Source organism: Trichocoleus sp. AS-A1 (genome assembly GCF_039962015.1).
Lineage (GTDB): Bacteria > Cyanobacteriota > Cyanobacteriia > Cyanobacteriales > FACHB-T130 > FACHB-T130.
Genome location: NZ_JAMPKG010000005.1, coordinates 188,068 through 213,232 on the forward strand (window position 1 = coordinate 188,068; position 25,165 = coordinate 213,232).

20 protein-coding genes are annotated in these 25,165 nt (G+C 48.0%); 10 read left to right on the forward strand and 10 right to left on the reverse strand.

Annotated features, from left to right (window positions below; genetic code table 11):
- The first annotated feature begins 29 nt into the window (after window positions 1–29).
- A complete protein-coding gene (locus NC994_RS06130) occupies window positions 30–824 on the forward strand; it encodes a hypothetical protein (RefSeq protein WP_242030620.1) in 795 nt (264 codons plus the stop codon).
- A 98-nt stretch (window positions 825–922) separates the two neighbouring features.
- On the forward strand, window positions 923–3,118 hold the full coding sequence (locus tag NC994_RS06135; protein WP_190438678.1) for an ATP-binding protein: 2,196 nt from the start codon (window positions 923–925) through the stop codon (window positions 3,116–3,118).
- Between the two features lie 144 nt (window positions 3,119–3,262).
- On the opposite strand, the gene NC994_RS06140 is transcribed toward NC994_RS06135, so the two are convergent.
- The 4 genes from NC994_RS06140 to NC994_RS06155 form a co-directional block, all read right to left on the reverse strand.
- Entirely contained in the window at window positions 3,263–4,864 is a 1,602-nt protein-coding gene (locus NC994_RS06140) for an NAD(P)H-quinone oxidoreductase subunit 4 (protein WP_190427834.1), read from the reverse strand.
- 143 nt (window positions 4,865–5,007) lie between these two features.
- Window positions 5,008–7,080 carry an NAD(P)H-quinone oxidoreductase subunit 5 gene (locus tag NC994_RS06145; protein WP_190438679.1) on the reverse strand — a complete coding sequence of 691 codons (2,073 nt, stop codon included), beginning with the start codon at window positions 7,078–7,080 and terminating at the stop codon, window positions 5,008–5,010.
- A 362-nt stretch (window positions 7,081–7,442) separates the two neighbouring features.
- Window positions 7,443–7,784, reverse strand: a complete 342-nt coding sequence (locus NC994_RS06150) for a thioredoxin domain-containing protein (RefSeq protein ID WP_190413147.1) — start codon at window positions 7,782–7,784, stop codon at window positions 7,443–7,445.
- Between the two features lie 249 nt (window positions 7,785–8,033).
- Entirely contained in the window at window positions 8,034–8,750 is a 717-nt protein-coding gene (locus NC994_RS06155; protein WP_190438681.1) for an NnrU family protein, read from the reverse strand.
- A 299-nt stretch (window positions 8,751–9,049) separates the two neighbouring features.
- Between NC994_RS06155 and NC994_RS06160 the strand changes: the two genes are divergently transcribed.
- The 4 genes from NC994_RS06160 to NC994_RS06175 all read left to right on the forward strand — a co-directional run bounded on the left by NC994_RS06160 (window position 9,050) and on the right by NC994_RS06175 (window position 14,236).
- Entirely contained in the window at window positions 9,050–10,054 is a 1,005-nt protein-coding gene (locus NC994_RS06160; protein ID WP_190413151.1) for a LysR family transcriptional regulator, read from the forward strand.
- A gap of 111 nt (window positions 10,055–10,165) precedes the next feature.
- Entirely contained in the window at window positions 10,166–11,620 is a 1,455-nt protein-coding gene (locus NC994_RS06165) for a serine/threonine-protein kinase (RefSeq protein WP_190438683.1), read from the forward strand.
- 29 nt (window positions 11,621–11,649) lie between these two features.
- The gene (locus tag NC994_RS06170; RefSeq protein ID WP_190438685.1) at window positions 11,650–12,720 is read left to right on the forward strand and encodes a PstS family phosphate ABC transporter substrate-binding protein; all 1,071 of its coding nucleotides are present in this window, start codon (window positions 11,650–11,652) and stop codon (window positions 12,718–12,720) included.
- A 100-nt stretch (window positions 12,721–12,820) separates the two neighbouring features.
- Complete coding sequence (locus NC994_RS06175; protein ID WP_190438687.1) at window positions 12,821–14,236, forward strand: ABC transporter substrate-binding protein; 1,416 nt, start codon at window positions 12,821–12,823, stop codon at window positions 14,234–14,236.
- A gap of 64 nt (window positions 14,237–14,300) precedes the next feature.
- On the opposite strand, the gene NC994_RS06180 is transcribed toward NC994_RS06175, so the two are convergent.
- On the reverse strand, window positions 14,301–14,999 hold the full coding sequence (locus tag NC994_RS06180) for a Crp/Fnr family transcriptional regulator (protein WP_190413159.1): 699 nt from the start codon (window positions 14,997–14,999) through the stop codon (window positions 14,301–14,303).
- Window positions 15,000–15,217: 218 nt separating this feature from the next.
- Between NC994_RS06180 and NC994_RS06185 the strand changes: the two genes are divergently transcribed.
- A complete protein-coding gene (locus NC994_RS06185; RefSeq protein ID WP_190668370.1) occupies window positions 15,218–16,111 on the forward strand; it encodes a DALR anticodon-binding domain-containing protein in 894 nt (297 codons plus the stop codon).
- 157 nt (window positions 16,112–16,268) lie between these two features.
- Here the strand turns inward: NC994_RS06185 and NC994_RS06190 are convergent, their stop codons facing one another.
- On the reverse strand, window positions 16,269–17,147 hold the full coding sequence (locus tag NC994_RS06190) for a Cof-type HAD-IIB family hydrolase (protein WP_190438692.1): 879 nt from the start codon (window positions 17,145–17,147) through the stop codon (window positions 16,269–16,271).
- Between the two features lie 86 nt (window positions 17,148–17,233).
- Here NC994_RS06190 and NC994_RS06195 point away from each other — a divergent pair, with 86 nt between their 5' ends.
- Window positions 17,234–18,205: a cation transporter gene (locus NC994_RS06195; protein ID WP_190438695.1), complete on the forward strand. Its 972-nt coding sequence runs from the start codon at window positions 17,234–17,236 to the stop codon at window positions 18,203–18,205.
- A 245-nt stretch (window positions 18,206–18,450) separates the two neighbouring features.
- Here the strand turns inward: NC994_RS06195 and smpB are convergent, their stop codons facing one another.
- Together smpB and NC994_RS06205 are read right to left on the reverse strand one after the other, a co-directional pair.
- Entirely contained in the window at window positions 18,451–18,918 is a 468-nt protein-coding gene (gene smpB / locus NC994_RS06200) for an SsrA-binding protein SmpB (protein ID WP_190413167.1), read from the reverse strand.
- 107 nt (window positions 18,919–19,025) lie between these two features.
- Window positions 19,026–20,906: a serine/threonine-protein kinase gene (locus NC994_RS06205; protein WP_190438697.1), complete on the reverse strand. Its 1,881-nt coding sequence runs from the start codon at window positions 20,904–20,906 to the stop codon at window positions 19,026–19,028.
- 429 nt (window positions 20,907–21,335) lie between these two features.
- Here NC994_RS06205 and NC994_RS06210 point away from each other — a divergent pair, with 429 nt between their 5' ends.
- Window positions 21,336–21,986, forward strand: coding sequence for a hypothetical protein (locus NC994_RS06210; protein WP_190438700.1), 651 nt, complete (start codon window positions 21,336–21,338; stop codon window positions 21,984–21,986).
- A 91-nt stretch (window positions 21,987–22,077) separates the two neighbouring features.
- Here NC994_RS06210 and NC994_RS06215 read toward each other — a convergent pair whose 3' ends face one another.
- Window positions 22,078–22,209 carry a hypothetical protein gene (locus NC994_RS06215; RefSeq protein WP_348225574.1) on the reverse strand — a complete coding sequence of 44 codons (132 nt, stop codon included), beginning with the start codon at window positions 22,207–22,209 and terminating at the stop codon, window positions 22,078–22,080.
- Window positions 22,210–22,293: 84 nt separating this feature from the next.
- Between NC994_RS06215 and NC994_RS06220 the strand changes: the two genes are divergently transcribed.
- On the forward strand, window positions 22,294–24,462 hold the full coding sequence (locus NC994_RS06220) for a serine/threonine-protein kinase (protein ID WP_190438706.1): 2,169 nt from the start codon (window positions 22,294–22,296) through the stop codon (window positions 24,460–24,462).
- 74 nt (window positions 24,463–24,536) lie between these two features.
- On the opposite strand, the gene NC994_RS06225 is transcribed toward NC994_RS06220, so the two are convergent.
- Complete coding sequence (locus tag NC994_RS06225) at window positions 24,537–25,001, reverse strand: hypothetical protein (RefSeq protein ID WP_190438708.1); 465 nt, start codon at window positions 24,999–25,001, stop codon at window positions 24,537–24,539.
- Between the last annotated feature and the right edge of the window lie 164 nt (window positions 25,002–25,165).

Below are 25,165 nucleotides of genomic sequence, written 5' to 3' on the forward strand. Positions count from 1 at the left end.
CTCATAAATATAGAACTGACGCAACCCCCATGACGAAGACCTTTAGCATCTCGCGCCTCAGCCCGCTAGACGCACAGACGCTAACTTGCCTTTCTTTGCGCCTTTGCGCCTTTGCGCGAAACTCTATACTGTTCGCAATCAGCACTTCCTTGATTTTGGGGATATCGTCTGCCCAAACTCAAACCCAGGCTCAAACCCAGCCACAAGAAACGCCCAAGCCAGAGGCTAGCGAGTTGGATTTAAGCCCAGAAATGATTGAAAATAGCCCGGTTTTGCAGCGTTGGCGGCGAGACGTGCCGAATGTGCTAGAAGAAATTCGCAATGACCCCAGCTTTCGGACTAGGGTGCGCCTCGGCTACTCCCAGTTTCCTTCATCTGGGCAAGCCGGGGGAGTCAATATTGGCGTGGAGGACGTGTTTATTGGTCGCACCGGCTTAACCATCAGTGGGGATTATCAAACTGCGTTCAAGGGTCAGCGCGAGGCTTATGGAGCAGATTTACGGTACTACGTACTTCCTTTGGGTGGCTACGTTAATATCGCGCCCCTGGTGGGCTATCGACATTTGGAAACTGACCGATACTCAACAGATGGCTTACATGTGGGTGCGAAGCTGATATTCGTTTTATCTCGCACTGGTGCAGCCGATATCTCCTTAACTCAGAGTTGGGTTGCTCCAGCAACGAATGAAGAAGTCGGAATTACAAAGCTTTCCGTCGGCTATGCCTTTACCCGCAACCTGCGCTTATCGACAGACATTGAGAAGCAAAATGCAAGACAACGCAAAGATAGTCGGGTTGGCATCGTATTAGAGTGGATGCCTTAAATTAAATGTTTAGATAATTGAATATTGCAATGTTTAGGGCATTTCACCCTGAAAACCTCTAAATTGAATGCCATTACAAAAAGAGCCTTTGCCGACCTATGAACGCCTCAGACAATTTAGAGCTGTTTGGGCTATTTTTGCAACATACACCCGCTGCCGTAGCGATGTGCGATCGCCAGATGCGTTACTTGCTCGCTTCTCGTCAGTGGCTAATCGATTACGGGCTGGATGAACAAAATCTGATTGGGCGATCGCATTACGAAGTTTTTCCTCACCTTCCCGACCAATGGCGGCACAAGGCTGAGCTAGTTTTATCTGGGGCGAGTTCAGGGGAGTTTCAGGAAAGTAGCTTTGTTTGCCCTGACGGTTCCTCGGTGCCGGTAAAGTGGAGCCTGCATCCTTGGCAGCACCCTAGCGGTGAAAGGGGCGGATTGATTTTGTCGGCAGAGATGATCCAAAGTGAGGACTTTTTCCATTCCATCTACGAGGGCGTGGAAAACGCCATCTTTGTTTTAGATGTGGACGCCCAAGGGGTTTTTCGCTACCTTAGCTGGAATCGACCGATAGCGATGGTTACTGGCATCAGTAGTGCCCAAGCGATGGGCAAAACTCCCCATGAACTATTTGGTTTAGAGTTAGGTAATTCTTTGCATGAGAGATATACAAAATGTCTCGTCGCAGGGGAATGTACTTTTTACGAGGATTGCATTCCCTTGCAGGGTGTAGACACTTATTGGCTAACGACTTTAACTCCACTGCGGGATGCTGCGGGTCGCATCTATCGAATTATCGGCACCGGAAGTAATATCAGCGCTCTCAAGCAGGTGGAGGAAGCGTTGCGGCAATCAGAAGCTCGGTTCCGAGAACTCGCGCAGCGAGAAGAACTACTCAATCGTCTTGCTAGTCAAATTCGCAGTTCACTGGATCTCAATACCATCTTGGAAACAGCCGTGCAGGAAATCCGCAGGCTGCTGCAAATTGAGCAGTGCCTTTTCATGTGGTATCGTCCCAATGGTGAGTCGGCAAGTTGGGAGATATTGCATGAAGCGAAGGTAGACAATTTGCCTAGCTTTCTGGGTTGCTATCCAGAGGAACCGACCAGTTTTCAAGTAAGACAACTCTTAAACCGAGAAATCATCCATTTGGATAATGTTGAAGCGTTAACCGACCCCAATTCACGGCAGTTCTTCCAATCGCTGGGGTACGTTTCTATACTAAATTTTCCGATAATGACTCGCACGGGCGAACTTGGTGTAGTTGCCTGCGGTCAATTTAGCAGTCCTCGAACTTGGCATGACGATGAAGTGGAACTGCTTTCGGCGGTTTGCGACCAAGTCGCGATCGCGATTAACCAAGCAGAACTTTATACTCAAACTCGTGAAGCCGCAGCGATCGCTCAAGCACACGCCACCCGTCTCGAAACCACACTTGAGGAACTCCAACGTACTCAGTCTCAACTGGTTCAAAGTGAAAAAATGTCCAGTTTGGGTCAGCTAGTGGCTGGAGTCGCGCATGAAATCAATAATTCCGTTAACTTCATCTACGGGAATTTAGCCCCGGCGAGCGAATACACGCGAGACATTCTTGGGTTGCTGCAACTATATCAACAGCAATATCCCCATCCAACGCCAGAAATTCAAGACGAAATTGCCGCGATTGACCTAGATTTTCTCATCAAGGACTTGCCTAAATTACTTTCTTCTATGAATGTGGGGGCAGAGCGCATTTGTGAGATTGTGCGTAGCTTACGCAATTTCTCCCGCCTTGACGAAGCCGAGATGAAACTGGTAGATATTCATGAAGGCATCGAAAGTACGCTCCTAATTCTGCAAAACCGCTTCAAATCCAAACCAGATCATCCCCCTATCCAGCTAATCAAAGAATATGGCAACCTACCTAAAGTAGAGTGCTATCCAGGGCAGCTCAACCAAGTATTTATGAATCTTCTCACCAATGCAATTGATGCTTTGGATGAGTCCAACAAAAAGCGATCGCTTGAACAAATCAAAGCCGACGCCAGTATCATTCGGATTCGTACCGACGTGTTGACAAATAACCGAGTCGTAATCAAGATTTCCGACAATGGGCCAGGAATGGCAGAGGAAGTCAGAAAGCGACTTTTCGATCCTTTCTTCACAACTAAGCCTGTCGGTATTGGCACAGGGCTTGGGTTGTCGATTAGCTATCAAATTGTGGTCGAAAAACACGGCGGTCAACTCAAATGTATTTCAGCGCCCGGTCAGGGGGCGCAATTTCTGATAGAAATTCCCCTGCATCCGCCATCACACATTTGATACTATTGCCGATGAATTCGTAATTTTTAACAAAAAGGGCGGATATGTAATTCCGCCCCAAAAAGGATTATTGATTATGAAAATTTAGCAAGCTGAAAACTCAAACATCAAGAAAATTTTTGCGATTTTTCACCTTTGAATTGTCTAGCGATTGCCGATTTCTGGTGCCCGCAACGACAACAGGGGAATATCCGCCTGTGCTTGGGTCGGAACCTGTCGCCCACTCGCCAGCGTCGGAACTGAACCTCGCAGTCGCTCCGTCAGCTGCAAAGTGGTTGCGTCGTAAATTTGAGTCAGGATTTTGGGGTACAAGCCAATGCCAATAATCGGCACCAACAGACAGGCGATGATGAACACCTCTCGTGGTTCCGCATCGATCAAGGCTTCGTGTTCCACTAATTCCTTATTCTCCGGCCCGTAGCAAATTTCTCGCAGCATCGAGAGTAGGTAAATGGGGGTCAGAATCACGCCAACGGCGGCTAGAAAGACCACCACGACCTTGAAAGTGGGGTTATAAGCATCGCTGGTCGCAAAGCCAACAAACACCATGATTTCTGCCACAAATCCGCTCATCCCTGGCAATGCTAATGACGCGAGGGCACAAGTCGTCCACATGGCAAACATCTTTTTCATCCTCAACCCGACGCCGCCCATTTCATCCAGCATCAGGGTGTGGGTGCGGTCATAAGTGGCTCCCACAAGGAAGAACAAGCTTGCCCCAATCAAACCGTGGGAAACCATTTGCAGTACAGCACCGCTCAAACCCAAGTCAGTAAACGTGGCAATTCCAATCAGCACAAATCCCATGTGGGAAATCGAGGAATAAGCGATTTTCCGTTTCAGGTTCCGTTGAGCAAAAGAGGTGAGGGCTGCGTAGATGATGTTGGTAACGCCCAAAATCACCAAAACGGGCGCGAACACGGCATGAGCATCGGGTAGCATCTGGGCATTCATCCGAATCAGAGCATAACCGCCCATTTTCAGAAGAATTCCTGCTAGCAACATATGCACTGGTGCAGTTGCTTCGCCGTGAGCATCTGGTAGCCAAGTATGCAGGGGAATAATCGGCAACTTGACGCCGTAGGCAATCAGAAACCCTGCATAGATCCAGAGTTGGAAAGTTAGGGGGTAATCCTTGGCAGCGATCGCCCTCATATCAAACGTCACGGTATCGCCGTAGAACGCCATCGCCAAGGCGGCTACTAAAATGAACAGCGACCCGCCAGCCGTATAAAGAATGAACTTGGTAGCCGCGTACAAACGCTTCTTACCGCCCCAAATTGCCAGCAGCAGGTACACCGGAATCAGTTCCAGTTCCCACACCAGGAAAAACAACAGCATATCCTGGACCGCAAACACTGCAATCTGACCGCCGTACATCGCCAGGAGCAAAAAGTAAAACAGCTTCGGCTTAAACGTCACGGGCCACGCTGCCAAAGTCGCCAGGGTGGTGATGAAGCCGGTAAGCAATACTAGCGGCATTGACAAGCCATCTACGCCCACCGACCACCTTAGGTCGATTTGGGGTACCCAGGAGTAACTTTCCACCAGTTGCAGACCGGGATTAGAAAAGTCGTACTGAGTATAGAAGGCATAAACCATCACCACGAAATCAATCAGCCCAATAATGAGGGCGTACCAGCGTACCGTCTTACCATCTTTATCGGGTATTAACGGAAGCAACAGGGATGCCGCGATGGGGAACAGGATGATAAAAGTCAGCCAAGGAAAATTAGCTGTATTCATGAGATATCAAATCGTGAGCAATAAGGTTTAGCTGTCAGCTATGAGTAAGTGTACTTAAAAAGGAAAAAGGAAAAAGTTTTCGGCTTTTTCCTTTTATCTTTTGTTGACAGCGGGTAGAAACACGCAGCGAGCGGTTTCTAAATTTAAGTCACACCAAAGACAATCACGCCCACTAGCACCGCCCCAAACACAATCAGGGCATAGAATTGGACGCGACCAGTTTCAAAGTATTTCAGACTTTCACCACTCAACAGCGTCGCTAAGCCGGTGAAGTTGACTGCGCCATCAACCACGCGGAAATCCACTTCCATGACTTGTCGCGCTAAGCGACGGCACCCTTGAACGAAGAGGGTGTCATAGATTTCGTCGAAATACCACTTGTTGAGCGACAGCTTGTAAAAGAAGGGGATTTTAGCAGCGATCGCAGCGGGATCGATCTTGCCTCTCAAGTACATCAGAGAAGCCAGCGTAATTCCAATCAAGGCAATTCCGACCGAATTACCCCCCATGATCAGAAATTCTGTCAAATCAAACTCAGTGGCTTTTTCCAGCACCTCAGTCAGCGGTTCGCCGGGGGCGTGAATGAATTCCTCAAAATAATTGTGGAAAGGCGTCCCAACCAAACCAATCAGCATCGACGGCACCGCCAGAACAATCAGGGGCAGCGTCATCGTCAGCGGCGACTCGTGCGGATACTCGCTATGACCGTGGTCATCGTGGCTGTCATGGGCTTTGGAGGATAACTCTCTGGTATCCATCGCCCCAGGGCCAAAAGCAAATTCAACCTGGGGAGATTTAGTCGCCCCTAGTAGTTCCTGCTTGATGCCTGATTCATGCCCTCGGAATTTGCCCTCAAACGTCCGGAAATACATCCGGAACATATAGAAAGCAGTCATTCCCGCCGTCAGCCAACCGACAAGCCACAGCGCCGGATTTGCCCCAAAAGCGCTGCCTAGAATTTCGTCTTTCGACCAAAAGCCAGCAAAAGGCGGAATTCCACTAATTGCCAGAGTTCCGATCAAAAAGGTGAGGGAGGTAATCGGCATATACTTCCGCAGTCCGCCCATCATCCGCATATCCTGAGCCAAGGCGGGATCGTGACCTACGACTGATTCCATGCCGTGAATCACAGAACCAGAACCCAAAAATAGCATCGCCTTGAAGTAGGCGTGTGTCATTAGGTGAAATAGACCGGCAGTATAGGCACCGACGCCCATTGCCATTACCATGTAGCCCAGCTGGGACATGGTGGAATAAGCGAGACCTTTCTTGATGTCGTTTTGGGTAATGGCAATGGTTGCCCCCAAAAATGCAGTAAAGGCACCCGTCCAGGCAATCACGTTCATTGCCACTGGGATGCCTTCAAACACGGGATACATCCGCGCAATTAGGAAGACGCCCGCAGCCACCATCGTTGCCGCGTGAATCAGGGCGCTGATGGGGGTAGGGCCTTCCATCGCATCTGGTAGCCAGACGTGCAACGGGAACTGAGCAGATTTTGCCACTGGTCCCATAAACACTAAGATTGCGAACAGAGCCGCAAGGCCGGTACTTAGGTAGCCTGATGCGACAAATGCTTGCAGGCGATCGCCGATTACGTCAAATTCAAAGCTGCCCGTCGCCCAGTACAGCCCCAGCATCCCTAACAACAGCCCGAAGTCGCCGACGCGGTTGACGACAAAAGCCTTTTGGCAAGCATCGGCTGCTGCCTTGCGGTCATACCAGAATCCGATCAGTAGGTAAGAACACATACCGACCAGTTCCCAGAAAATATAAACCTGTACCAAGTTGGGGCTGACCACCAAACCCAACATGGAGGAACTAAACAGGCTCAGATAGGCATAGAAGCGCACATACCCCGGATCGTGAGCCATGTAGCCATCGGTGTAAATCATCACCAGGAAGGCAACTGTCGTCACGATGACCAGCATCAGGGCCGTCAAGTGGTCAATCGTGTAGCCCATATTCAGGTGAAAATTCCCCGCGGCTGCCCACTCCAGGGTACGGGTGTAGGTAGCATGACCTTGAATTTGACTCCAGAGCAGCGCCAAGGAGAAACCCATCGCCATCCCTAGCAGGGAGACTATAACCACGGCATTTAACTGCCGCAGACTGTTGGTAAATCGATTAATCGAGATTAGTCCCAGACCGACCAGCATCGCCCCAGCTAGCGGCAGGACTGGGATGATCCAGGCATACTGATAGAGCAGTTCCATCACTGACGCCTACTTTATATTTCTTAACTAACTTGGTAAGACCGTTTACATTGTGACACAGACGGTCTCTAAAGTATTTATAACTAACAGTTTAGACAGCCAGAAACTTGTCAGCCAAAAATTAAACCCACCGATAGAGAGAATCGGTGAGTTTAAGAACGGGTAAAACGTTGCATTCAGGTTGAACAGTTACAAGCAGCGAAAAAATTGATCGGGATTTACGCACTGAAAGCTTGAAACCGAGATCCCCCGAACCCCCCTTGAAAACGGGGAACCGGACAATTCCCTGCTTTATCGGCGGATGTAAAGGGGATCTCTGCGTCAGTCCTATTTATCTTGGATAGGAGCAGCTATCTCCAACTTCAGGCAGAATTTGGCAAATAACTTACCATAATTTTTTCTAATGCCATGCGTAAATCATCCCGCCCTTGAAAGCTATCAATGCGGTGAACTACCTTGCCGTTTTCAATCAGAACGATCGTGGGTAGAGTCTGGAGGCGATAAGTATTCGCCAGTTTTAAATTTTGATCGGCATTAATTCCAACTAATTTGACTTGTTCGCCCCATTCAGATTGAACTCTAGTCAGGAGGGGGTTAATTAGCCGACATAATCCACACCAGGGTGCCCAAAAATGAACTAGGACTGGGGTGGAAGATTCTAAAACTTCTTGTGTAAACGTCCGTTCGTTAACAGAAAGCACCATGATCCCTCTAGTTTTATTCGCTTTTACTATTGAAAGTCAGCCAAAAGGAGGAAGTGGAACAATAAACAATGAAGTAAAATCCTTCAGCTTACTCTAGCGCAACTGGTATGCCAGTGCGTATCTACTACGTCTAGGCATCTATGGGGACGCTAAGGCGGTAGAACCAGAGCGTAATTAAGCTGAAAGTTATTTGGAATCATGCTACATCCATTTGGGATCGCGTGGCTCAGCATAATTGCGGAACTCACACTACCATCTGACAACACCTGTCGCCTGGATCAACCAGGGGTGCGCCCACCACAACAACAGAATGAAAGCAGCGACCCCTAGATACGCAGGGCGGAGAAACTCTTGCCACTTCAGGGTTTGATGCCCTTCTAGGAGCGCCTGGAAGGGGACAACAGAGGTGCGAGCTTTCACTGCCTCGAAAGCTTCTCCATAGCGAGCCAAAAGACGGCGATCGCCATGCCAAACTGCGAATAAATGATGCAGCACTAGCCCTACTGAAGTTAAGAGGGTAAACGTCGTGCCAACCCAAAGCGTATGGGCAATACACCAAATCACCTGTCCGACCATTTGGGGATGCCTAGTGATGCGGATAATGCCGGTTTCGTAAAGATGCACTTGAGGCTTTTCGATGGCGGCAATTTCTAGCAAGTTGAAAGTTGCTGGATAAAGAAACAGAAATGAGATAGCCGAAAGCACCCACACCACCGACTGAACGCCGGGGACGCCCTGAACTTGCCACAGTTGCAGCCCATCATAACGATGATTAATGAAGTAAACGATCAACACCACTGCTAGAGGAAGACTGACGAGGGCAAATAAGATGCGGTAGAGGCGGGGGCCGATTTTTTTTTCGCCCCAAGGACGCAGTGCAGCCAGACCACTGTGAGCGATCGCAAACCCAAAAAGCAGTCCCAGCATTATGTAGTGGCTAGGAGTCAGAACGCGAAAGAAATTCATAAACTTTTACGTAATTTCCAGTAGAAAATAGACCCCCCAAGTATTCCCTGAGAGACTTGATCTCGTGTTGTGTTACTGTCGATGACTGAGAGGCTTTACAACGAAGTGGGCTATCAATCGCTTGAGTCCAGCCCCATCTCTCGCAAGAGAGCGCTTAGCGATCCTTCGGTCATTGGTGATGGGTCATCGGTCAAATGTCAGCAGTAACCAACAACTGACAACTGACAACCGACAAAAAGCTAACAGATCGCCGAGCTTTATGCCTCAGTCGCTCCTTTCCCTTTTCAGGTAAAGCCTGTATGTCTGACCTTCCTTTCACTTTAGACCAACTCCGCATTCTTAAAGCGATCGCCGCCGAGGGAAGCTTCAAGCGTGCCGCCGATAGCCTGTACGTCTCGCAACCCGCTGTCAGCCTCCAAGTCCAAAACTTAGAGCGGCAGTTGGATGTGCCGTTGTTTGACCGGGGAGGACGCAGGGCACAACTGACGGAAGCAGGGCACCTACTTCTCAGCTACGGCGAAAAAATCTTGACGCTTTGTCAAGAAACCTGCCGCGCCATTGAAGACTTGCAAAATCTCCAGGGTGGCACCCTGATTATAGGAGCTTCGCAGACGACAGGAACCTACTTACTGCCCCGAATGATTGGGATGTTCCGCCAGCAGTATCCAGATGTAGCAGTACAATTACACGTTCACTCGACGCGCCGCACGGCGTGGAGTGTCGCCAACGGGCAAGTTGACCTGGCAATCATTGGGGGAGAGGTTCCTTCCGAACTACAAGAAGCACTAAAAATTATTCCTTATGCTGAAGATGAACTAGCGCTGATCTTGCCAGCCTTACATCCCCTCGCCAAAATTGGGACTATCCAAAAAGACGACCTTTACAAATTGCAGTTCATTGCCTTAGACTCCCAATCCACCATCCGCAAGGTGATTGACCAAGTGCTAACTCGCTGCGGCATCGATACCCGACGCCTCAAAATAGAGATGGAACTCAACTCGATTGAGGCAATTAAAAATGCCGTGCAGGCAGGACTTGGGGCGTCGTTTGTCTCCCTATCGGCGATCGAAAAAGAGTTGCAAATGGGCATCCTCCACTACGCAAAAATTGAAGAGGTAGTGGTCAAGCGGATGCTATGGGTGATTGTGAACCCAAATCGCTACCGCTCCAAAGCAGCAGAAGCGTTTAGCCAAGAAATTTTACCTGCCTTTGCCTCCCCCGGATGGGGAAGAGAAATGGAAGCATCCACTCCAATCGAAGCCGATGGGTTCAAGGCAGCTGCTCCTAACTCCGCAGGCAGTTAATTCCAGTATTAGCCAGCTGTTAGTTGCTAATCGCGAATGGAAGTATGGCTACTAGCTCTTAAACAATTAGCAATTAGCAACCATCGATTAGGATTTGACCAGTAACTCCTCATGGAAATTTACTGTACCCGTCCCGGCTGCCCTCGCCCCCTGAATTTTTTTGCCGATCTTGATGACAACAACCTTGTCAAAACGGTGCAGCAGAAGTATTGCACCGCCTGTGGAATGCAGCTGATTTTAGATGGTCGGTATCTATCGGCAAAGCTGTTAGGACGAGGGGGATTTGGTGCAGCGTTTTTGGCACGCGATCGCCGCACGCCTGGAATGCGCCGATGCGTCGTCAAACAGTTTCAGCCAGTGGGAGATTTAACGCCGGATCAGCTACAAATTGCCCAAAATCTATTTGCACGGGAAGGAGAAGTTTTAGAAGAACTCGGCAGCCATCCTCAAATTCCCGACTTGTTTGCTTTCTTTGATATCACAGTTCCCAGCATTCAACCGGGAAAACAGGACAAGTTTTTCTATCTGGTGCAGGAATTCATCGATGGGCATAATTTGGAAGAGGAACTGGCGCAGAAGGGGAAGTTCTCCCCAGACGAGGTGTTATTACTGCTGCGAGAAATCCTGCCGGTGCTAAAGTTTGTTCATGATAGCGGCTCCATCCACCGAGATATCAAGCTTTCCAACATTATGCGCCATCGCAACGGTCGGCTTTATCTCTTAGATTTTGGTGCTGTTAAGCAGGTGACGAAGGCAACGCCTGGTGGATCGTCAACCGGAATTTATTCAATGGGATTTGCACCGCCAGAGCAAATGGCTGGGGGTCAAGTGTATCCTTCAACAGATTTGTATGCCTTGGCGGTGACTTGCATTATCCTACTCACGGGCAAGCAGCCAACCGAGTTATTTGATGTCTATACAAATCAGTGGAATTGGAGACCTCATGCAGGTGCGATCGCTAGCGCTGCGGGAGCTAGTGAGTGGAATCGCTTCGCCGATATTTTAGACCAGATGCTCTTGAGTGCGCCGAATCAACGGTTTCAGTCTGCTGATGAAGTGCTGCACGCCCTGACTTCTTTATTACCGTCCCCTGCGCCTCTGGCACCACCGACTCAGATGCCTACCCGCGTCGCCGCTCCAGCCGCCGCTGCCGCGCCTCCAACTCCAGCCCCGACCCCTCAGCCACCCGCCCCCATTTCTCAACCCGCCTCTCGACCGAGATTTTCTCTACTGGAGGTTTTAGGAGGAGCAGCTTTTACGGGGTTTGAAGGCGGATTGTTATTTATTGCTTTGGGTAGTTTGCTGCCATCCCCAGGGCTGAGCGTTGGATTGTTGGGGATGATGATTGGGGGTCTATTGTTTGCTCAATACCGCCGCTTCATTGAAAAATTGGATTTATTGATTATTGCGGGAATAACCCTGGCAATTATGCTGTTTTTTCCCGTTTTACGAGACGGGTTTCCCCTGGAGATAGTCGTTTTTGTGGCTATGTTGGCTGGAGCAGGCGCGATCGCAGTGACTGCTCTATTTCGCCTAATTTATAAATTACTTGCTAATTTTCTCTAAGCTAATCGTGAGCTTCCTGAGTAACCATCATGTCCCAAAAAAACGAAACCACGGTTCTCGTCTTAGCCCTCCTGCTCACTGCTGCTTTATTAGGCGCTGGCTTTTGGTGGTTTACCAAGCGCTCTGGTGTTGACCTCGGTCGTTTAAACCAAACCACCAACCCCAGTGATGCTGCCAACGATCGGGAAAATCAGCCCAATCGCTCAACACCCTCCACCGGCGAAGGCTTTCCCCAAGTGCAGAACGTTCCTACTGGGCTGTTTAGCTACGGTGGCAGCACCTCTTGGGCACCGATTCGACTCGCAGTAGACTCGCGGATGCAAGCGGCGCGACCTGAGTTTCGGCTGCGCTATGTTGAGCCAAATACCGGCCCTGCTAGCTCTGGCGCTGGCATCAGAATGTTACTAGACGGGAAAATAGACTTCGCCCAATCTTCGCGACCGATTCTGACGAGCGAGTATAACCAGGCACAGCAGCGAGGGTTCGGGCTTAAAGAGATTGCGATCGCAATTGATGGATTGGCAGTCGCGGTTAACCCAAACCTGAATATCCCAGGTTTGACCTTAGATCAGTTGAAATCTATCTATACGGGCAAGATTACTAATTGGCAAGAATTAGGCGGCCCGGATATCCCAATTAAACCCTATTCTCGTTCCCCAAATGCTGGAGGAACGGTGGAACTATTTGTGGAAGAAGTTTTGAACGGTCAACCTTTTAGTGCCAATGTTGAATTTGTCTCTACCACGACTCAAGCACTGCAAAAACTTGGTGGTAGCCCTGGAGGAATTTACTTTGCTTCTGCTCCTGAAGTGGTTCCACAATGTAGTATCAAGCCTTTGCCACTTGGGCGGAGAGCGGGTGAATTTGTAACGCCTTACCAAGAGCCTTTTGTGCCGCTGCAAACGTGCCCTAGTCAACGCAATCAGCTGAATATTCAGGCTTTTCAAACGGGTCAATATCCCCTGACTCGGAAGCTATTTGTGATTATTAAACGGAATGGTCAGAGAGAACAGCAAGCGGGTGAAGCTTATGCAAATTTGTTGCAGATAGAACAAGGACAGCAACTGATTTCTGAGGCTGGATTTGTTAGGCTCCGCTAATTACTCTCGTTTAAAACGTGATTTAAACTAAATATTTCAACGCGAAAAAGAATTTAATTAGACTTATCAATAAGACCTATTTCTTCCTGCTTAACCATCCATGTCCCATAAAAATGAAACAACGGTTCTTGTTCTGTCCCTATTGATTACGGCAGGTGTTTTGGGGGCTGGTTATTGGTGGTTTAAGAGCAATTCCAGTCCCCCAATTGCTCCGGGAAACCCTGATTCGGTGAAATCAAGTCCAGTTCCTATCGCACCAGGTTCTATCAGCACTCGAATTAGTATAGGGGAAAAATCTTTAGCAACGGCGAATGCTAACTCCGAGAAACAAGCAGGAGTGCAAGCATTTGCAAGCGGGGATTTTGCTAGCGCGATCGCTAACTTTCAATCATCCCTCCAAGCGAATCGCAACGATCCAGAAACTTTAATTTATCTCAATAATGCCCGGATCGGCAAGCAAATCAGCTACACCATTGCCGTCTCCGTGCCAATTGGTACGGATGTAAATGGAGCTTTAGAAATGTTGCGGGGCGTCGCTCAAGCTCAAACTGAAATTAATCAAGCTGGGGGAATTAAAGGAATTCCGGTAAAAGTAGCGATCGCGAATGACGATAATAATCCAGAAATTGCCAAACAAATTGCTAGCGCCTTGGTCAATAATCCAGAAGTGTTGGGTGTTATCGGCCCTTATTCGAGCGATGTCACTTTGGCGGCAGGAACTACTTATAACGATGGCAAATTAGTCGTCATTTCCCCGACCAGCACCTCAATTAAACTTTCCGGTTTTAGCCGCTACGTTTTTCGGACGGTTCCCAGTGACTACGTAGCAGCCAGGGCATTATCTGACTATATGCTCAACAAATTGCAACGGAAAAATGCAGCCGTTTTCTTTAATTCCCGGAGTGCCTATAGCCAATCGCTGAAATCGGAATTTGTCGCTGCCGTATCTTTAGGAGGCGGGCAAGTATCGAATGAGTTTGACTTATCCGAACCGGGTTTTAGTGCTGCTAGAAGTATCGATCTAGCGATCGCTCAAGGTGCCCAAGTGCTAATGTTAGCAGCGAATACAGATACTTTAGACAAAGCCCTGCAAGTCGTGCAGCTAAATCGCAAACGATTAAAGCTCTTGGGGGGAGATGATGTTTACACACCCAAGACTTTGGAAGTGGGCGGTGAGGCAGCAGTTGAGATGGTGCTGGCAGTGCCTTGGCATATCAATGGCGATCCGACTTCTAACTTTCCCCGCCAATCCCGACAACTATGGGGTGGCGATGTCAGTTGGCGTACCGCTTTGTCTTATGACGCTACCCAGGCTTTGATTGCAGCCTTGCAGCGCAATGCCACCCGAACCGGAGTCCAAAAATCCCTAATTGCATCGGATTTTTCGTCTACTGGGGCATCGGGCATCATCCGGTTTTTACCGTCAGGCGATCGCAATGCTGCCGTCATTCTCGTCCGCATTCAACCGGGTACCACCTCCGGTACCGGCTACGATTTTGTACCCCTTCGTCCTTAATAGGCTGGTAGCCATGAAAGGGCAATCGTCAGGACAACAAACTGATGGCAATCGGCTCAAAAAGCTAATTATTGTTAACACTCAAAGCAGACGCAGGTAAACAGAGCAAATTATCCCCTTGAGTTCTGATTAATCCTTTTTGACGTAACTTACCCATTAAGCGAGTCACAGTGACACGGGTAGAACCGATGGCACTGCCAATTTGGGCATGAGTCAGGGGAAATGGCAGACAGTAACCGCTATCTTGGGGTTCGCCAAATTCTTCGATTAACAGTGTCAGAAATCCCAACAGCCGATCGATTGTCCGTCGCTGTCCTAGGGTACTCAGCCACAGTAGCTTGCGCTGGTGCTGATACCGGAACGCATCAAATACTTCGCGACGGAAGTGAGGCCAGTTGTCCAGGTCATGCCAGTACATCCAAACTACAGAAGTTTGATCGACGTGGGCATAAGCCTGAAGGGTAAACGGTGACTGGGCAACAATTTCAAACGGTTGTCCTGCACCCACAAAGCCTAAAAAAGCTTCTTCTGGACTCAAACGCAGAACTTTAGCAGCGGAAGAACTGGTGTTAGCGCTAACTTGAGCCGTACCGACTAAGCGGACGGCACCCCGTTGGACTAGATACAAAAGTCCTGGTCTAGCTGGAATTCGCTCATCTTTACTGAAAGTCCGATAACGGTAGTGTTCCTGCGCCCAGTCTAGAATCCGTTGCCAGGTTAAAAACGGTCGTGATACCTCTGATGTGGAGGATGGTGATTGCATAAGTGGCAAGCGATGATCTTTTATAAATTTTACCAAGCTTACAAGGTAGCAAAAAATACTTCCTCACGCGCCTGCTTGAGTTAGATATTATTTTGGGAAAGTTCTAACCTTAGGTAGAGGTCATAAAACTAGACTAGATAAGCGAAATACGCCTTTCAAAGGGAGTGAGTGTGAAGGTGAATTTACCGGCTGTTCATTGCCCATCGCTGAAGCAACAGATGCTTATTCAGCTACAAGCAGCTATCGGTTTCTACAGAGAAAGATACCTTCTTAACAAGGACGCGATCGCTTCACATCCGCCAGAGGAAAATACGCCGTTGGCTGAGCAGCTCAGCGGTGCCGAAATCCCTCTCCAGCGATTTCAGGAGGGTAAAGGCATCCGATACAGGTCGAGTGTCGCCCTCAAATTTGCAGCTCTCTGGCACCTGCCAGCATTGGAAATTGCAACTGAGCTAGCTGCCTATCTCTGTACTAGCGTCGATGACGCTCAGGGAAAGGTGGGTTTACAAAATTTGACAATTCAAGTGATTCCTCCCGGTTTCATTGATTTCCAACTCACCGATACGGAAATAGCCCGTTGGTTGCAGCTTTTGGTAGTAGGGGTGAGTCAAAGCCAGGGAGTTCCCAATTACCTATTACCAATTCCCGATTACCGGGTACCGATGACTTACCCCCAACCCCTATCAAGTCTTTCAAAAGTACAGTACATCCATGCCCGTTGCTGCTCTTTGCTGCGCTTAGGGCATCGGGAGAAGATAATCCAGCTCAATGACTCGCCTGCGCTGATGCTAGTCTACCCAGAGCCAATTCCTTGGCTGACTGCGGACGGGCAACTCCAGTTGGTTCATCCAGCAGAACGCCACTTGATCGCCCAATTGTTGGGGTTGCTAGATGAACTGGGGGGCATGAATCAACTGAAGTGGGGAAAACGGGCGTTTGATGCGACTCAGGCTTTTGAAACCTTTTACAGTGAATGTCGCATTTTTGGCGAAGTCAAGACTCAGATGCCTCATCTGGCGCAGGCAAGATTGGGGTTAGTGGGAGTAACTCGCACAATTTTGAAATTCCTGTTGCAAGACAGGCTGGGCATCTTGGCACCCATCGAACTTTAGTCGTACCACCACCTACCCCTAGTTAGAAAATTTTGTAAAAAGCACTAGACAAATGGAATGATATGCAATACTATTGCTCTTGTGTGAGGAGCGAACCAGTGAGGGGACCGAGACGAAACACGGCCAGTCGTCGGTCCTCTTTCTGATCTAAAGGGTTTTAAAGTAGAAACATTTCAATGGCAGCGGCGGCACCATCTTTCTCTACACTAGGAGCCACCCACTGAGCGATCGCTTGAACCTCTGCGGGTGCATCCCCCATCGCAACACCAATCCCAGCGTATTCAAGCATCTCCAAATCATTAAAGTTATCGCCAATCGCCATGACATTAGCAGCGTCTAGCCCTAATATCTCTTCGGCTAAGTAACGCACTGCTGTTCCTTTATTCACACTAGGGTGAGTCGCTTCAAAGAAAGTCGCAACAGAGGTGGTCAAGTAAAGTTCGGCTGGGGTGTAACGCTTTCGTAACGTTCCGAGCAAATTTTCAATCACGGTTGTATCGTCACAGAGCGCCAAAACTTTCGTCGGTTCAGCAATCGAGAAGGTGTTCCGCAGGTCGCCAACAACGATAGGCTGGATGCCGGAGCGTTCTGAGTACGCTTTGGTTGCTGATGTCAGTTCTCTGACATACAACTGGTCGTTGATGTAGAAGTGGACGGAAAGCAGCGATCGCAATTCCGGTTCCTCAAAGTGTTCCAACAGTTGCAATACCATTGGCTCAGAAACAGGCGAGTGACGCAGAACTTGGTGGGTGATGGGGTCTTGAATCCAAGCACCTTGATAAGCCATCACAGGCAATGTGGAGCCAACGTGTTGATGGAAGCGCAAAGCAGAACGATACATCCGACCTGTCGCGATCGCAACGTGAATACCCTTTGCTTGAACGGCACGAATTGCCCGAAGTACAGGTTCTCTGATAGTGTTGGATACACCGGCAATCGTGCCATCAATGTCTAAAACTAATAATCGAATCGCCTTGGCATCTAAACCGGGAGAGTTGACCTCAACTACCTGGTTAGAAAAAGAAGGGTTTGACATGAGTTGTTCGTTGTTCGTTGTTCGTTGCTAGAGTAACCAAACTTCTAAACACTAACAACCAAAAACTAATAACTCCTTAAAAGGCTATGACCGAGGCAAAGAATCGCTATCGCGCCAGTCGTCGGGTTTTATTTGCGACGCTTTGGCTCACCTTGTTCGTTTTATCCGTTAAAGTTTCAGCAGGTTGGACAACGCGATCGCTCAGTCTGCTAGCGGAGTCGCTGCACACCCTGATTACCAGCTTCAGTATCCTGTTGAGTTTGCTCGTCACTGCCGCACCCGACCGTCTAGCAGGGCGCGAAGTGCATGGTCATAGCAAACTGGAAAGCGTGGCAACGCTTCTGCTCGTGGCTTTTTTGGGCTTTGCTTGCTTAAATTTACTGGGAATGTCCGCCCAGCAGCTAGTCGCTGCGACCAGGGTTGTCGATCTCCCGTATCCCACCTCCGTGAGTCTACCCCTAATTCAATTGCTGGGAGTGGTTGTCTCCACAACCCTAGTCCTCGCCCTCATCGGCGTGTACCAAGCCAGAGTTTTAAATAGCCCTGCTGTGCGGTTTAATTCCATTCAGTTGTTTAAGGATGTGGGGCTAACCCTCTTGGTAGTAGCAGGCTTGGTAGGCGTGATGTGGGGAATTTTCTGGCTCGACGTAATGCTGGCGGTTTTTTTGGTTCTTCTAGCCGCGAGAAGTTGTTGGTACGTCGTGAATTGGCAGTTACCGCTGATGGTGCAACAGACTGCGATCGCTCCCGAAGTTTTGGCGCAAATTGCCCGTCAGGTTGGCGGTGTCACCCACTGTTACCAGATTGAGTCGCGAGGAATTGTCGGGCGTTTGGTGTTAGTGCAGATGCATCTAATTCTGCATCCAGAGTTTATGGGAATTGCTTCTCTGATTGCCGAGCGCATTGAGTTGGCGATTCGAGAGCGCTATGGTCCCATTCAAGCCATTTTCTATATTGATGACGATGTTCGAGAGCTGGAAAACTACAGTTCCGCTAATCCAACTTTAGAAGTGAACGGAATTCGTTATCGACGAGATGAGACACACAGCCAAAATTAACTTTGAGCGACGCTTCTGGCGAGCGGAGTAGAACTTCATCCCAATTCCGGCTTGTTGACGCTTCACTTTCAATTTGTCTTTTGTCCCCCAATTGAGCGGGGGGCTATTAACGCCGCAGAACTTTTCTTGCCTGAGTATCTTTCCTAAGTATCAGATAAGCAGATGCGAATCCAGCACTTTCAACCTAGCTGTCTTTATGTGTTTCTGATACCGAACTCACGTTAATTCCCAATTTCCCGATTTCATTAGTAATTTTTCATCGCCCGTTCCATATCGCGCTTATCATCGCGCCGCTTGACGTCTTCGCGCTTGTCGTGCAGCTTTTTACCCTTGCCAAGACCCAAACTAATTTTAATCCAACCCCCCTTCAAATACATTTTCAGAGGGATTAACGTTAAACCTTGCTGTTCCACCTTGCCAATCAGCTTGCGGATTTCCTGGCGGTGCAGCAGCAATTTGCGAGTGCGACGAGGGTCGTGGTTGAAAAATGCGCCGATGCCCTTGTAGGGCGAAATGTGGACGTTCAGCAGCCATATCTCACCATTGCGAATCAGGGCATAGCCATCTCGTAGATTGGCCTGACCCAGACGAATCGATTTAACCTCGGTGCCAGTTAACTCTATTCCCGCCTCATAGGTTTCCAAAATTTCATAGAGGAAACGGGCTTGCCGGTTATCGCTAAGAATTTTTATCCCTTCGTTCTTTTGACTCATTGCAGCCCATCAGTGGAAAACCTTCCCTTAACGTAGCCTTAAAACAGAACCTGTTGCAATAGACTCCAGAGGGAGCAGGGGGGAAGATCAATGGCCTACTGCCTGAATTAGGGAATGAGTCTTAGCGTAACTTCTTGGAGGCGGCTACCAGGGTTCATATCTCGATACGTTGCACCGACTTTCCGACTTCTAGCATCTTGGCGTTCTGCTGAAATCTGGGAAGCAGATTGAGCTGCTGCTTTTTGAGCTTCCGCCTTTTTTTCGGCTTCAGCTTGGAGGTGCTGCTTTTCGGTATATTCTGCACTCTTGGCTAAAGCTCTGGCGTAGGTAGGGGTGTCTTGGGGAATCTGTTGCAGATAATTTAACGCACCCGCAAAGTCTGTTCTGAATGCTCGTTCGTAGGCTTGTTGTAACAGATAATCAGCTTTGATATGTTGCTTTTGGGTATATTCAGCAATCTTTGTCTGAACTTTTGCCCCAGCAGGCGTTTGTTGGGGAATGAGTTTGAGATAGTTTAGGGCGCTGGTAAAGTCTTTTTCTGCCGCTCGCTCGTAGGCTTTTTTTAATAATTGTTGAGATTCTGCTTCAATTTTGGGTTGAGTTTTCTGAACAAGTGGCGCTATTTTTTCTTGCCAGTAGGAAATTTTAGGAATCTTACGAGCTGCTTCTAGCACATCTAACCACCGGCTTTCTTTAAATGCTTGTTCGGCGGATTGAAATTGAGCAGCAGCGGTATGCCATTCTTGGCTCCACTCGCGTGCGGTGGCTTGAGCTTCTGGATAGATAGAACTTTCTGAGGGAATAGATTGTGCTAGCGCGATCGCGCCTTGAACATCTCCTGTCTGATATTTGTCCTTCGCGGTAACTAAAATGTTTGATGAAGACTCTGACGGAAAAGCATTCAGCAGAGAATAAAGCCCGCCTGTTATCACTAAACTATTCGCCGCAATCCCGATTCCAAGCCCAGTCAGTATTGGAGAATGTTGAGGTTTGTAAGAGCGAGTATTTCTCTCGCCTTTCCTTAATTTTTGACTTGGAATTTCTTTAATTGTGGCTTTGTGAGTTTCTTTTTTTTGACGATTAAAAACTGCCTTCTGTACGGGTGGCTGGTTGGTTGTCTCTACTGCTGGCTTCTGGCTTCCGTCTAACGACTGGAGAGCTTGCAGTACCTCCGAAGCTGACTGGTAGCGGCTTTTGAAGTGGTAGCGTACCATCTTGTTCAGGACAGAAACTAAGCGATCGCTCAAGACACTCATTGAGAGACTGCTGCTAAAAAGGTGCTGCCAGATCAGCTCACCCGTCTCAGGATTTTCTTTTAATTGTGCCGGTTCCACGCCAGTTAAGGCTTGGATGGCAATAACTCCCAAAGCATAGATATCGCTATTTCGGCGCGGATGTCCGATGAGTTGCTCTGAGGGAATGTAACCTAAGCTACCAACAGCCAAAGTCGTATTACTCTGTGCTAGATCGGGAGCTGAATGCTGTGGCTGCGCTACACAAAAATCTACTAGAAATAACTTGCCATCCTCGGCGCGTCTGACTAAATTGTTCGGTTTCAAGTCGCCATGAATGATGCCGTGACTGTGAACAAATGCCAGAATACGCAGGACTTCTTCCAGCATTTCAACAACTTGGGTTTCCGTCCAGCGTTTGACGCAGCCTTGGCTTATGGGCAGTTCCGCACTTAGCTGATGTCCCTGAATAAATTCTTGTACTAAATAGAATTCCTGGTTTTCTTCAAAGGAGTCTAATAACTGAGGAATTTGGCTATGGTTGCCAAGTTTTGTCAAGATTTCTGTTTCGTTGAGGAACCGACGCCTTGCAATTTCCAAACTGTTAGGGTCTGAACTTGCAAGACTAAAGTGCTTGACAACGTATTTTGGCTTGCCTACTTGGTGAATGTCTTCGGCAATATAGGTCTGTCCAAAAACTCCAGATACCAGGAGTTGGACAATTTGGTAACGCCCTTTTAGTAGTTTCCCGATCATGGAGTAAATTGCCAGCTTTTTATCTAGTGAATTTTAAAAACACATCTAGATAATTTTTTCAGCAACTCACATCTATTTCCGGAAGCCAGTGACACGTACTGTACAGCTAAGCGCAAATCAATGTAAAATCGCGCCCGGATACCAGAAACTCAGTTTCTCAACCACAGAGCTATTTACACTTTTGTTGTGCCTATACGCTCATGCTGAGCGTCGCTACACCGTTTAGAAGCCTACAGTAAAGGAGCGCATTTCTCAACTTGCGCCCCTGTTGTGGGTCAAAAAAATCAAGTCTATTGCTGTGTCAAAAATGTTTTGACAGTGTGTAGAGGCTTTCGGGTCGGAAAGCCCCTACTTTTCAGATAAACATTGACAAACTAATCTCCAGACACCGATTTACCGTTCGCTCACTGTAATGGTGGCGTGGGTGGTGTGACTGGTGTAATCGACGGGATTGCCGGTGTTACGCCTGGTGTGACCGGCGGTATTACGGGTATCACGGGCGGAACCCCTGGTAGAGCAGGCGGTGTTATGCCTGGTGTGGTTGGTGTTGCTACGCCTGGTGTGGTTGGTGTGGTGACGCCTGGTGTGGTTGGTGTGGCTACACCTGGTATAGTCGGCGTGGTTACGCCTGGTGCGGTCGGCGGTGTCGGTGTGGTGACGCCTGGTGTGGTTGGTGTGGTGACGCCTGGTGTGGTTGGTGTGGTTACACCTGGTGTGGTTGGTGTGGTTACACCTGGTGTAGTCGGTGTGGTGACGCCTGGTGTAGTCGGTGTGGTGACGCCTGGTGTGGTCGGTGTGGTGACGCCTGGTGTGGTCGGTGTGGTGACGCCTGGTGTGGTTGGTGTGGTTACACCTGGTGTGGTTGGTGTGGTTACACCTGGTGTGGTTGGCGTAGTTACGCCTGGTGTAGTCGGTGTGGTGACGCCTGGTGTAGTCGGTGTGGTGACACCTGGTGTGGTCGGTGTGCCTGGGGCGTTAGATTGGGCAAGACCTGAGGTGGAGATAGCGACGGGCGCTGAAAAGGCTAGAAGAGTAGCAAAGACAAACTTTCTTATCATTTGGGTAGATGCCTATGGTTAAGTTTTATCAAAAGAGCCTGGTTGCATATTGACAAAAGTATGTTTCAGCTCACCAGCCATCCCCTTGCTATGGGTAGAGTCAATCGCCTACCCTAAGAAAGACGTTTGAGCTGAGAGCGATCGCACTTTGGGGGGGTTGACTGGAAGCTGCGGTGTTTCCAGCGAAGCGATCGCATCAAATCACCTGATGGATTGTTTTCACCTATGTAGGTGGAGTTAGACAAGTTCTTCTGTGCCAAAATCGATTTCAACGATTGCGCGATTTTTCTGCAAAGACGCTTTCCTAACGCTATCTGCCACGAAACTCCATGAACTTAGTTATCGGACAAACACTGGGAGGACATTACCAAATCATTAACTCCTTGGGAGGAGGAGGGTTTGGTCAAACTTATCTTGCCCAAGATATGTATCTTCCTGGCACCCCTCGATGCGTTGTTAAGCTACTCAAGCCTCAAGCAACCGATCCCCAGACTTTGCAAACTGCGAGACGCCTCTTCGAGACGGAAGCAAAAGTTCTGCACCAGTTAGGGAATCACGATCGGATTCCTCGACTTTTCGCCTATTTCGAGGAAAATCAAGAGTTTTATCTAGTTCAAGAATTCATTGAAGGTAGCGATCTTAGCCAGGAACTCCCCACAGGCGGTAGCAGTGGAGTCATCCCGCCGCTATCTGAAGATGAAGTAATTTCTCTGTTACAAGAGATTCTTGAAATATTAGAATTTGTTCATCAACAAAATGTTATCCACCGCGATATTAACCCTCGAAATTTAATCAGACGGAAGGAAGATAACAAATTAGTTTTAATTGATTTTGGTGCAGTTAAGCGAATTAGCACTCAAATAATTAAGGGAGCAAAAACTAGCTTTACGGTTGCCATTGGTACTCCAGGCTACTTACCAAGCGAACAAGCGAACGGAAACCCCAAATTAAGCAGTGATATCTATGCGGTAGGCATGATAGGAATTCAGGCTCTCACCGGCTTATTTCCTAACGAATTACCAGAAGATTCTAATACGGGTGAAATCATTTGGCGTAACCATTCATCAGTCAGCACCACTCTGGCAAATGTTTTAGATAAAATGGTGCGTTATGATTTTCGGCAGCGTTACCAATCTGCTGCTGAAGCGTTGCAAGCTCTCAAAGATTTGAAGATACCGACGGGTGTCACAATGATGGTTGCACCCTCTGTAAAATCACCCGTTCGCCCGACAAGTCAGAAAAAAAGCAAAAAATCGCGTTCCCTTCCTTGGAAAATTTTAATCTCAACGATAGTCCTAGTATTGGGAACGGGTGCAACTATTTTTACGGTTAATATTATTAACTCTTCTAATGCAACTGACTTGTATAACCGAGGCAAAACCTTTTCAGAATTAAATCGCAATGAGGAAGCGCTGAATGCTTATGACAAAGCTCTTAAAATTAGACCGGAATACCTAGAAGCGTGGAATGGGCGCGGTCAAATTCTATTCAATCTGAATAAATATAAAGAGGCGATTGAAGCTTACGACAAAGCCATTCAGATTAGCCCAGAATCCTTTGAAGCTTGGGCGGGTCGCGGCTATGTACTGGATAAATTGGAGCAATACAAAGAGGCAATTGATTCTTTCGAGAAAGCTTTAACTATTAATCCCAATTCGCCAGAAGTTTGGAATGGTCGCGGCGAAGCAATGACGAATTTACAGCAATATCAAGAAGCGATTGAATCTTTTGATAAGGCGGTGCAATTTAAGCCAGACTACTATCAAGCTTGGTACAGTAGGGGCTGGACGTTGCATAATTTGCAAAAATATGAGGAAGCGATCGCGTCTTACGACAAAGCTGTAGAATCTAAATCCGACTACTCCCAAGCTTGGTACAATCGGGGTAACTCGCTAATGAGCTTACAACGTTATCAAGACGCGATTGAATCTTATGACAAGGCGGTAAGATTTCAACCGAATCACTTCAAAGCTTGGTATAGCCGGGGGAATGCGTTAGTGAATTTGCAGCAATATAAAGATGCAATTGACTCGTATACCCAAGTTACTAAAATTCAGCCAAATTACTCTAAAGGCTGGTACGGGATTGGTTGGTCGTTGCATCAATTACAACGATACGAAGAAGCGATCGCTTCCTATAACCAAGCCTTAAAATTTAATCGAGGCGATTACCTCATTTGGTACAATCGAGGCAATTTACTTTATAACTTGAAACAATATCAAGAAGCGATCGCGTCTTATAATCGAGCCGTTGCTATCAAGCCAGATCACTACGAAAGCTGGTTCAGTCGGGGAAATGCGCTGTTGAACGTAAAGCGGTATGAAGAAGCGATCGCCTCTTATGACAAGGCGATTCGATACAAGCCAGATTACCAGCAAGCCATAGAAGGCAAACAGCGATCGCAGGATCAATTGAAGCAGGAAAAAGAAAAGCTAGCTCAAAGATCAGGTGGTGAGTCCGTTAAACCAGAAAAGCCGAAGCGTGAGAAAAAGAAATAAGCTGCTATGCGTTTAAAATAGATAGCGATCGCACTCTTGATTTAATTACAGGCGCGGGTTCCAACTGGTAGCTTTCAAGTGAATGTTCCTAAAAATCTAATTGCTTCAGCCTTATGCTGGAAGAGGGCATGAATTATATCACCATTGTTATATCGAATGTCAATCTCGTACTTTGAGACAGGCGCGGGTGTAGGTTGGGTATCTGCGTAATTCTGGATGTATTCTATAGCTTGTTCGACATTGGAAATTTGCCTTATCAGCCCGTGTAGAACAGTAACGCTTACCCCCTGAACCCGGCGTGAAAATGACTGGTTTAAGGTATTAATAAAGTTATCTATTCTGACTTTTTCTAGACTGAGCAGGTGATTCTTAATTTCTGCAATATCCTGCGTTGATAACGTATTCCACTGAGAAATTTTCTTTTTAAACTCAGCTTCTGGTGTGTTTTCGTCAAAAGATGCATCAATTTGAACAGATGCAAATGCTCCAACGATGCTGCCATACTGAAGGTAAAGAATTTCAAAACCTTTAGATTGCAATTGATTGAGCGCTCCTTGAGTAAAAACACCCGCCAGGATAGCACCTAAAAACAGGGTAAGCGCATCTAAATTCGGGTGTAAATATGATACTAGAGAGATGCAATCTACCTCGAAGGGTGAGGCGGTTTCATGACAAAAAACTTAGACTCAACTACACCAGGTGA